Origin of the sequence: Dokdonella sp., from assembly GCF_039926425.1 — a bacterium.
Classification (GTDB): Bacteria; Pseudomonadota; Gammaproteobacteria; order Xanthomonadales; family Rhodanobacteraceae; genus Dokdonella_A.
In genome coordinates this window covers 1-4,210 of sequence record NZ_JBDSWZ010000157.1, presented here as the reverse complement: position 1 = coordinate 4,210, position 4,210 = coordinate 1, and the positions used below count along the sequence as shown (strand labels likewise).

Genomic DNA, 4,210 nt, shown 5'->3' with positions numbered 1-4,210 from the left:
GGTCTGTTCCGCACACCGACGCTGCGCAACGTCGCGCTGCGCCGGACGTTCTTCCACAACGGGAAATTCCAATCCCTGCGCGACGTTGTCGCGTTCTACGTCACACGCGACATCACGCCGGAGCGCTGGTATTCAAAGGACAGCGCTGGCCGCGTCGAAGCGTACGACGACCTGCCGACCGAATACCGCGCGAACATCAATCGCGACCCCCCGTTTGAAGGTCAGGCACCGGGCATGAAGCCGCGGCTGGACGAGCGGGAGATCGACGACGTCATCGCATTTCTCGGCACGCTGACCGACGGTTACGTGAAGAAAAATCCGTACCGTGCCGAGCGGCGCGAGCGTGCAAACGCCGTCGCGCGCCACTAGCGGTCAGGAGCCTCGACCACGAACACCACGGAGACGATTCATTCCGTGCTGGACCACGAAAACCGACACGCACGCGACTCGCGCGGGCGTGCCGTCACTCCAGCTCGAAGCGCGCGAGGTCATCGACCGCGGCTTGCGCGCGACGGATGCTCGCGCCGGCCGCCGTATCGTCCAGCCAGCGGCCGATCCGGGCATGCGCCGGTTGCTGTGCCCAGCGATGAAGCACCCACGTCATCAGCAGCCCCAACGCGCCGATTCCGACGCCGCCGAAGACGAAGGCGGGCGCCGTGTCCAGCAGATTGCTGCCATCGCCCACGCTCGACAGCACCATCAGCAGCGGCACATAGAGGAACCACCACGGCAGCCCGAGCACCATGCCGCCAACAATGTAGGTTTGCCGTAGGCGGAGCAATTCGCGCTGGATCGCCACAACCGGCGAGGCGTAGTCGATGTGTGCAATGCGCACCTGCATCACTGCGCCGACGACGATGAGGCCGATGCAATAGGCATGCATCACCAGTCCGGCGACGAGGAGCGACGGCTCATGCCGATGCGCGACCCAGAACGGCGCGAACCACAACGCGCCGACCGCTCCGATCAGCATCTGGATCGCCTGGCCCCAGACCAGCGGGCGCAATCCGTGCCGCGCGCGCATCATTCGCCCATCCTTCAGCAGCGCGTGCTGAAGGACGTTCTGTTGTTCGAGCCGGCGATCCAGCGTGCGCCACGCGGTCTTCAATTCATCGAGTTCCATGATCGAGTCCATGTCAGGTTCCAGTCGGGTTGATGTCGTCACGGATGCGAAGCTTCAAGCGCGCGATCTTCGTCGAGACATTGGTTTCGCTGATGCCAAGGATGTCGGCGATCTCGCGCTGGCTTTTCTCGTCGAGGTACAGCAAAAGCAGTGCCCGATTGAATGGATCGAGCCGGGCGATGCAGCGATACAGCACGCGGAGGCCGTCGTCCGTTTCGCGCGCGCCGTCATCGTCATGTGTCGGTTCCACCCCGTCGTCGTCGATCGCGATGTGGCGGCTGCGATCATCAGGCCGTCGCGCGTGTGAAATCGCCACATTGAGCGCGATGCGGTACACCCAGGTCGAGAACGTGCGCGAGGGGTCCCATGCAGAAAAAGATTTCCATGCCTGCGTCAGGATTTCCTGGGCGAGGTCGCGCCGGTCCTCCGGCAGGCGGCTGTAGGTGTTGGCGACCTTGAGCACGATTCCGCGGTGCCGGTCGATCAGCATCTGGAAGCGTTCTCGTCGAAGGTCCGTCGTCATCTGCGCCTGCACCGTTGCCACCCGTGCCACTCCCGATCCGGTTTGTCGGGAAGGTGATTCGCACGGGCGCAAGAAATATCACAGCGGGAGAAACAGCAAGAGCCACGGAAAAAGATCGAAACACGAAGGACCCGAAGAAGATGAAGAAGGGTCAGGCGAAAGCTCTTGCGAAAAAAGACCTGGCTTCTCCCTTCGTGATCTTGATGTTTCAATCTCCCGCTTTTACTTCTGCCCTACACTCCAGCGCTATTCACATGCCGGGAGAGAGTACGGAATGAAGAACAAACGCGCGCTGGTCACCGGCGGAAGTGGCGACATCGGTGGCGCGATCGCCCGCGCGCTAGCGGGAGGGGGCTTTGACGTACTGGTGCACGCCAACTCGGGCATCGATCGCGCGCAGGCGGTGGTCGCGTCGATCCTTGCGCAGGGAGGCCGCGCAGATGCGATTGCGTTCGACCTCACCGACGGCGACGCGACGCGCACCGCGCTCGAGGCGCAGCTGGAAAGCGGGCCGCTCCAGGTGATCGTGCACAACGCCGGCATCCACGACGATGCGCCAATGGCCGGCATGCGCGAAGAACAGTGGCGACGGGTGATTGACGTGTCGCTGCACGGCTTCTTCCATGTGACGCAGCCATTGCTGCTGCCGATGGCGCGCACGCGCTGGGGGCGCATCGTGTCGATCTCGTCGGTGGCGGCAGCCCTCGGCAACCGCGGTCAGGTGAACTACGCGGCGGCGAAGTCCGCGCTGCACGGCGCCAGCAAATCGCTCGCGCGCGAGATGGCGTCGCGCAACATCACGGTGAACGTCGTCGCGCCCGGCGTCATTGCCGGACACATGGCGGACGCTTCGTTCGACGATGCGCAGGTCAAGGCAATCGTGCCGGCCGGCCGCGCGGGCACGCCCGACGAAGTAGCGTCGCTGGTGCGCTACCTGTGCTCCGACGGAGCCGGGTACATCAACGGCCAGGTGATCGGCGTCAACGGAGGCATGGGCTGAGGCGTCACGCCGCTCGCGAGAAGAGACCCGGTGGCGACGGGTCGGAGCAGGCTTCGGACATGCCGGTGTCCAGATCCGGGCATGCATCCAGCGCGCGTGCGCGGATCGTCGCGTCGAGCCGCTCCATCAGCACGACGTTCGCGCGCAGCCGCGCGACCAGTTGCTCGCGCGTCAGCACATCGTGCAGCCCCGCGTTCATCGCGACGAACCAGTCGAGATCGTTCTGGTTGAGCAACTGCGCGGGATTGCGTCCGCGGCTGCGCACATGCCAGTCGCGGAAGAATGCCTGCATCGAACGGTTGAGTTCTTGCGCGCGCTCGAACTCGCCGCGCAGTTCGCCGAGCAGTCCGATGTCCGCGAGGCGTTCCTGGAACACCAGCTGGCACAGCACGCCCCAGTAGTACGCGTAGTCCCAGATCACCTTGATCGGCATCACTTCGGCATCGCCGAACAACGGATATTGGCCGGTGTAGATGCTGAGCGTGTTCTCGTAGAACGACTGGAACATCTGCTGGTAGATGTGCGCGTACGGACCGAGCGGCTTGCCAGCACGGTCCAGCGCAACCATCTCGCAGATGTAGGTGTTGCCGATTGCGATGAAGTCGGTGCCGGGTGAATAGAACGGATCGAGAAACACGCCGGCGTCGCCAGTGATTGCCCAGCGATCGCCGGAGAACACTTGTTTGCAGCTGTGCGAGTAGTCGCGCAGGAATGCAAAATCCATCAGCTTGTCGCGCCGCGCGGCGCATTCGCGAGCGACGACCGGCTGATGCACCGAGAGCCACTCGAGTGCTTTGTCGAACGTGTTCATGGATTCCAGCGGATGCATCGCCGCATCGGCGACGATGCCGACCGAGTGCGCACCGGAACTGAGCGGAATCAGCCACACCCAATAGCCCGGGCCGACCATGTGGTTGGTCGAGCGCCAGCGCTCGGCGGGATTGCAGCGAGATTGCCAGTTGTGGTCGGCGCACCAGCCGTCGATCGTCAGGCGGTCGTCAATGCGGAACCACACCGCGTTGCCGTCGTGCGCGTTCGGAACGTCGAGTGCGAGCTTGCGCTTCAGCATGCCGGCGCGGCCACTGGCATCCACCAGCCAGCGCGAGCGCACGCTGCGCTCCGTGTTGCCGACTGACAATCGGACCTCATGGTCGCCACCGTCGGTGGCGAGATCGATGGCGCGCACCATCGCGTCGTCGACAAACGCAATACCTCGGCGCTGCGCTTCCTCACCGAGGAAATTCTCGAGGATGCCGCGGTCGATCTGATAGGTCGGCGTCGGCAGCACGTCGCTGACGCCAAGCTCGGTGACGTTTTCGAGGTCGCTGCGACCGTCGGAAAAGAAAAACCGGAAGCCGAACTTTCGGATGTGCGCGCTTTCCAGATGCTCGCCGAGGCCGAGCGTGTGACCAAGGTAATGCGCGCCGATCTCGACCGTCGATTCGCCGATCTTGTGCGCCCCTTCCGCGACCGGATGCGCGCGGCGCTCGATCACCCCGATCGACAGGTCCGCGAACCGTGCGCGCAACTGCAGCGCGAGCGTCAGCCCGGCAAGGCCGCCGCC

General features: G+C 64.3%; 4 protein-coding genes and 1 pseudogene. 2 read left to right on the top strand and 3 right to left on the bottom strand.

What is annotated here, in order from left to right; translation table 11 throughout:
- Positions 1–369, top strand: a pseudogene (locus ABIV12_RS09245) (cytochrome-c peroxidase); the annotation flags it as partial.
- A gap of 94 nt (positions 370–463) precedes the next feature.
- On the opposite strand, the gene ABIV12_RS09240 reads toward ABIV12_RS09245, so the two are convergent.
- Positions 464–1,135, bottom strand: coding sequence for a hypothetical protein (locus ABIV12_RS09240; RefSeq protein WP_348058515.1), 672 nt, complete (start codon positions 1,133–1,135; stop codon positions 464–466).
- A 1-nt stretch (position 1,136) separates the two neighbouring features.
- A complete protein-coding gene (locus ABIV12_RS09235; RefSeq protein ID WP_348058517.1) occupies positions 1,137–1,646 on the bottom strand; it encodes a sigma-70 family RNA polymerase sigma factor in 510 nt (169 codons plus the stop codon).
- A 274-nt stretch (positions 1,647–1,920) separates the two neighbouring features.
- Here ABIV12_RS09235 and fabG point away from each other — a divergent pair, with 274 nt between their 5' ends.
- On the top strand, positions 1,921–2,646 hold the full coding sequence (gene fabG / locus ABIV12_RS09230; protein WP_348058513.1) for a 3-oxoacyl-ACP reductase FabG: 726 nt from the start codon (positions 1,921–1,923) through the stop codon (positions 2,644–2,646).
- Positions 2,647–2,650: 4 nt separating this feature from the next.
- On the opposite strand, the gene ABIV12_RS09225 is transcribed toward fabG, so the two are convergent.
- On the bottom strand, positions 2,651–4,210 hold a 1,560-nt coding region (locus ABIV12_RS09225), incomplete at its 5' end, for a tryptophan 7-halogenase (RefSeq protein ID WP_348058511.1).